Raw genomic sequence first — 5,821 nt, forward strand, 5'->3', positions numbered from 1 at the left:
ATGTCCCCGGAGTTCTTTCTGCGGGGATGCAAAGGTATAAATTATTTGTAATAATCAAAAACTCACATAATTAATTATTTATTAAGCACTAACGTGTTGGCTATAACCAGAAAAAATTGCAATTTCAACCGCATGAGCATCAACAGAAAATTACGCGTAGCTATTGATATGGATGAGGTGATGGCTGATACCATTGCCAAATTTATTGATTTGTATGAAACCCGACATCAAACCAAAATAGAATTGGGCGATATGCGTGGTAAAGAGTTCCATGAAATACTGCCGCCAAACCTGAGCAGCACCTTAAGGCAATACATTAATGAAAAAGGTTTTTTCCGGGATTTGCCCGTGATGCCGGGTAGCCAGGAAGTAATAAAAGCCTTAACCGAAAGGTACGACGTATATGTAGCATCGGCAGCTATGGAATTTAAAAACTCACTCGAAGATAAACTGGAGTGGCTTAATGAACATTTCCCGTTTATTTCATGGACCAACATTATTTTTTGCGGACATAAAATATTGGATGCCGATATTATAATTGACGACCGGATAAAAAACTTTGTGACCTTTAAAGGCCGTAAATTATTATTTACCTCGCCCCATAACATGCTTATTACTGATTTTGAGCGGGTGAACACCTGGGATGAAGTGGCAGTTAAATTGTTACATTAATTGCTGGTATATTATAATAAAATCCCATAAATTTAAAATTGCTTTATTTTCAGGCCCTTAAAGTATGTTTAACCATACATCTACAGCACTAAATGATTGTGTACTTGCTTATGACCTTACGGAGCAAAAGTACCTTTTTATAAGCCCTGAGGTCTATACCGTATTAGGCATAAGCCCACAGCAATTATACCAAAACAATAACCTCTGGGAGGAACTCATAAATCCAAAAGAGCTCCAGGGCGTAAAGGATGCTGTAAAAAACATCTGTATAAATCACCCTGTTGAAATTACATACAACATAACTACTCCACAGCAGATAACTAAAAGAATATTTGATAAAAAAAGACTTTTTATTGACGCGGCCAGCGGCCACAACATTAGGCTAAGTATTATTTCTGACGCATTGCCCGTTAACCCTTGGGATACTACATCAACCGACTTTTACAGCAAATCGGCAAATATTCAGGAAGATGCTGGGTTTGGTAAGCAATTTTTAAACCTGCTGGTTGGTTCAAAAAATAGTTTTCTGATACGGATAGATCTTAACGGGAATTACAGTTTTGTTAATGGGCAATATCTCAAAAACTTTGGTTACAAGGCTGAAGACTTATTAGGAAAACATTTTTCAATAACCACCATACCCGAAGAAGCACACCTTTGCGAAGATGTATTTATTAAATGTATCAAAAATCCGGGCAAAATTTTCTCACTGTTGCACAAAAAGCCTGATGTTCATGGCAATTTACACGATACCGAATGGGAATTCGTATCTGTTGTTAACAAATACGGTACTGTTTGCGAAATACAGGGCATTGGGCAGGATGTAACTGCCCGGCTTAAAACCGAACAGGAGCTGCTTAAGCAAACTAAACGAATAAGCGATATGGCCTCATTTAGCTCGCACGAACTAAGAAGGCCCGTAGCCAGTATGCTGGGGTTGATCAACATAATGGATATGGAAAACCCGCATAATCCTGAGAATAAGCAAATAATGGATTATCTGCAAATTGTAAGCACTGAAATTGACGAGGTAATACGCACTATAGTAGATAGCGCCTTTACCGGCAACGACTGCTAAGCCATACAACTGTTATTACATAGATAATACCTCAACCAGCTTTAGCAGGTTAGGATTGATCTCAATATGATGTTTAATGGCGTGCTCAAAAGGTGTATAAGCAATTTCGTTATGGATAATACCTATCATTTCGTTACGGTGTCCGTCTCTTAAAGCCTCAACAGCAGCAGCGCCTACCCTGCTTGCCAATACCCTATCCATACAGCTTGGTGCACCACCTCTCTGAATGTGCCCCAGAATAGAGATACGGGTATCATAGTGAGGGAATTTTTCCTGAACCATACGGCCTACCTCAAATGCTCCGCCTGCCTCTTCACCTTCGGCAACAATTACAATTCTTGAAGTTTTGTCTTTGCGGCCATGCTCCAGGCGGTTAAACAAGCCTTCCATGCCACCTTTACTTTCAGGTATCAATATCGCTTCGGCACCGGTAGCTATACCTGTACGCAGGGCAATCAGGCCCGAATCGCGGCCCATTACTTCTACAATAAATAAGCGATCATGTGATTCGGCGGTATCTCTGATCTTATCAACAGCTTCAACAACAGTGTTAATAGCCGTATCGTAACCAATAGTAAAATCGGTACCCAGCAAATCGTTATCAATAGTACCCGGTAAACCAATTACGGGTATATCATATTCGCTGCCAAAAACTTTGGCACCAGTAAAGGTACCGTCGCCACCAATAGCGATCAGGGCATCAATACCATGTGTTTGTAATTGATCATAAGCTTGCTTGCGGCCCTCTGGTGTGCGGAAGTTATCGCAACGCGCAGTTTTTAAAATGGTACCTCCGCGCTGAATAATATTGGAAACCGATTTACGGTTCATAGGTATAAAATCGCCTTTGGTCATGCCATCATAACCGCGGCGAATGCCCACAACTTCAATATTATAGTAAATAGCTGTACGTACTACCGCCCTTATGGCAGCATTCATACCTGGCGAGTCGCCACCTGAGGTAAATAATCCGATTTTTTTAATCTGCGTCATTTTTTATACTGATACGGGCATTAGGGACCCTACCTTAAAAAACTTGAATAACTTAAACTTAGTATTTATAAAGCCACTAAATAAAAACGCGGCTAAGTTTTAAAACTTGCCGCGAATTTACATTTTATTTTTTTACAGCGTAATTACTTTTTAAAAGCTGCTATTCCGCTTTCTAAATATTGCAGGTAGCTATTGATATCATAATTGGCCGGCGAAGTTGGGATCTCCTTGCCGCTGGTATCTTTCAATAAATTGCCATCGCTATCAAGCATTACATATAAGGGTTGCGAGTTGGAGTTGAACCTTTTGGCTTCCAGATCGCTCCATTTGCCACCCAGCGTAGTTATCTTTTTACCGCTGTAATCAGATACGAATTGTTCATTTACGGGTAATGAGGCTTTATCATCAACCACTAACTGCAGCAATATAAAATCATTTTTAAGCTTGCTAAACACCTGTGGGTCCGACCAAACATTAGCCTCCATTTTACGGCAGTTTACACAATTAAACCCGGTAAAATCGATCAATATTGGCTTATGTAAAGCTTTTGATACCTGCAGGGCCTGATCATAATCATACCATGAATCAAGTCCGCGGGTTTTGATGCGGGTATAGTTGGCAGCGTATTTCTTTTCGCCAATGGTTGATGGAATAATAGCAGCGGGAGTAAATGATGACGAACCGCCGCCATCAGGAACAGCTGATAAGTTAAAGTCCTGTGTTGCCTCGGGAGGTAAAAACGCGCTGATAGATTTTAGCGGAGCTCCCCATAAACCCGGTATCATGTATATCACAAACGCGAAAGTTATGATAGCCAAAAATGTACGCGGTATAGTTAGATACGGTAAATCGCTATCGTGAGAAAATTTTATTTTTCCTATCAGGTACAAGCCTATTAGTAAACCAATGGCTATCCAGAGCGATAAAAATATTTCGCGGTCAAACCAGTTCCAGTGATAGGCCAGATCAACATTTGATAAAAACTTCAGGGCGAAGGCCAACTCTAAGAAGCCTAAAACCACCTTTACGCTGTTTAACCAGCCGCCGGATTTGGGTAGGCTTTTTAATGCTGATGGGAACAAGGCGAAAATGGTGAATGGCAATGCCAGGGCCAGCGAAAAACCAAACATACCGATAGCAGGGCCCAGACGGTCGCCTTTTGATGCGGCGTCAACCAGTAAGGTACCAATGATTGGGCCTGTACATGAAAATGATACCACCACCAGGGTTGATGCCATAAAAAATATACCCGCAAGGCCGCCTTTATCGGCATTTTCATCCAGCTTATTAGCTAATGAGCTGGGCAGCGTAATTTCAAAAGCGCCCAGGAATGATACGCCAAAAACAATGAGTAGTAAAAAGAAAAATATATTGAATATCCCGTTTGTAGCCAGCTGGTTAAGCGCGTCTGACCCAAAAATAATGGAGATCAGCAAACCCAGAGTTACATAAATGACAATAATGGATGCGCCGTAAATAAGCGATTGGCCTATGGCTTTGCGGCGACTGCCGCTTTTTTTAGTAAAAAAGCTTACCGTTAGCGGCAGTAACGGATATATACAAGGCAATATAACTGCTGTAAAACCACCCAGCAAACCAAATATAAATATCTGCCAAAGGGTCTTAGGCTTTTCAGAAGTTGGGGCGCTTGGAGTTGCAGTTGGCTTGGCTACAGTAGCTTTGGATGCAGAATCCGCAGCTTTTTTCCGTATAGCTATGCTATCTGCTGCAGTTGGTATATCGGTAAACTGAACATCTGTGGTTGATACCGTATCACTCTTTTGTGCTGCCGAAGCTGTTTTGACATTAGTTGTACAAAAAATCAGCAGTGCCGTTATTAAAACAAGCACAGTACGCAGGCAGGGGAACCTATTTAATAGTTTCATTTTGCTAAATCCTTAAAGGTAATTATTTGCCTAAAGGAATAGTAAAATCAACATCTTCCGGCGGAAGGCATTTTTTATCGTTACAAACCATGTATGTAAGTTTGCCGGTAACTTTATCAGCTTTATCAGCAGCCTTAATATTTATTTTTTGTTGAAAAACCACTTCTTTTTCAAAGTAGCTTACATTCATATTAAAAGCTTTTTCAAACTTGGTAATAGGTGTTGGCTCGGTAGTTTTACCAACCGGAGCATAAAATTTTGAAGGAGTAAACTCAAACGAGGTTTTTATAGGGCCGCCATCTTTAACATTAAGCGAGTATATATGCCAGCCGGGTTGAATGGTAGCTTTTAAAAGCACAACGGCTTCTTTAGCATTCAACTTTTTTGCCGCGTATGACCATCTTACGGGCGTTTCGATCTGGGCATAGGCCCCTGCGCATATTACCAGCGCAACAATAACCAACAATACTCTCTTCATTTAATTATTTATTTAAAAATTCAATTTGTTTAAAACTAAACTCCAGGCGTACCTGATCATTTTCAACAACCAGTATTCCTTCATTTTTCACATCTCTGATAATACCTTCAAAGATAAGATCATCAGCCCTGAAACGTTTTACCTGATTTAACCAATATAGTTTATCCAGGTAAGCGTTCCTTATAAATAAAACCTTACCAGCCTTTAAATTAAGGTAATAAGCTTCAATACTACTGCAAATTTCAGATAATATTGTTCGTAAATCATAATCCCTGTGTAAGATTTGCCTCAACGAGATGGCGTTTCCGGCACCAGGATCAAAATTTTCCTGGTTTATATTAAGCCCAATGCCAATTATAGCATTTTTTATCTGGCTGCCCTGCACATGCGTTTCTATTAATATGCCGCCAAGCTTACGATCCTCATAATAAATATCATTAGGCCATTTTATTTTCAGTTGCTCACCCAGATAAGGCCTCAGCGCATCAAAAACACCCAAGCTTACTACACGGTTCAGATCAAACTGGCTGGTTATGGCTAAAAAAGACGGGGTCAGCAAAATACTGAAGGTTAGGTTTTTTCCCGGTTCGCTATGCCATTTATTTTGTTGCTGACCGCGGCCGGCGTATTGGCTTTCTGCCATAATGACCGTACCTTCGGGCAATGGCTTGGAATTTGACAGTAAATTCTTAAGGAAAGTGTTGGTTGAATCAA

At 40.4% G+C, this 5,821-nt stretch carries 6 protein-coding genes; 2 read left to right on the forward strand and 4 right to left on the reverse strand.

The window, feature by feature from the left end:
- The first annotated feature begins 132 nt into the window (after window positions 1-132).
- Both AAGC65_RS24365 and AAGC65_RS24370 read left to right on the forward strand, forming a co-directional pair.
- On the forward strand, window positions 133-672 hold the full coding sequence (locus AAGC65_RS24365; RefSeq protein WP_343115069.1) for a 5' nucleotidase, NT5C type: 540 nt from the start codon (window positions 133-135) through the stop codon (window positions 670-672).
- A 64-nt stretch (window positions 673-736) separates the two neighbouring features.
- Window positions 737-1,750, forward strand: coding sequence for a PAS domain S-box protein (locus AAGC65_RS24370; protein ID WP_343115070.1), 1,014 nt, complete (start codon window positions 737-739; stop codon window positions 1,748-1,750).
- A 15-nt stretch (window positions 1,751-1,765) separates the two neighbouring features.
- Here the strand turns inward: AAGC65_RS24370 and pfkA are convergent, their stop codons facing one another.
- The 4 genes from pfkA to AAGC65_RS24390 form a co-directional block, all read right to left on the reverse strand.
- Window positions 1,766-2,743, reverse strand: a complete 978-nt coding sequence (gene pfkA, locus AAGC65_RS24375) for a 6-phosphofructokinase (protein WP_343115071.1) — start codon at window positions 2,741-2,743, stop codon at window positions 1,766-1,768.
- Window positions 2,744-2,886: 143 nt separating this feature from the next.
- Window positions 2,887-4,629, reverse strand: a complete 1,743-nt coding sequence (locus tag AAGC65_RS24380) for a cytochrome c biogenesis protein CcdA (protein WP_343115072.1) — start codon at window positions 4,627-4,629, stop codon at window positions 2,887-2,889.
- A 22-nt stretch (window positions 4,630-4,651) separates the two neighbouring features.
- Entirely contained in the window at window positions 4,652-5,107 is a 456-nt protein-coding gene (locus tag AAGC65_RS24385) for a protein-disulfide reductase DsbD N-terminal domain-containing protein (protein WP_343115073.1), read from the reverse strand.
- A gap of 4 nt (window positions 5,108-5,111) precedes the next feature.
- On the reverse strand, window positions 5,112-5,821 hold a 710-nt coding region (locus AAGC65_RS24390), incomplete at its 5' end, for a biotin--[acetyl-CoA-carboxylase] ligase (RefSeq protein ID WP_343115074.1).

The organism is Mucilaginibacter sp. (genome assembly GCF_039207105.1).
Classification (GTDB): Bacteria; Bacteroidota; Bacteroidia; order Sphingobacteriales; family Sphingobacteriaceae; genus Mucilaginibacter.

Excerpts from the sequence above, each read along its gene's own strand:
- AAGC65_RS24380 (WP_343115072.1), bottom strand. The coding sequence starts at position 4,629 with ATGAAACTATTAAATAGGTTCCCCTGCCTGCGTACTGTGCTTGTTTTA.
- AAGC65_RS24365 (WP_343115069.1), top strand. The coding sequence starts at position 133 with ATGAGCATCAACAGAAAATTACGCGTAGCTATTGATATGGATGAGGTG.
- AAGC65_RS24370 (WP_343115070.1), top strand. The coding sequence starts at position 737 with ATGTTTAACCATACATCTACAGCACTAAATGATTGTGTACTTGCTTAT.
- AAGC65_RS24385 (WP_343115073.1), bottom strand. The coding sequence starts at position 5,107 with ATGAAGAGAGTATTGTTGGTTATTGTTGCGCTGGTAATATGCGCAGGG.
- pfkA (WP_343115071.1), bottom strand. The coding sequence starts at position 2,743 with ATGACGCAGATTAAAAAAATCGGATTATTTACCTCAGGTGGCGACTCG.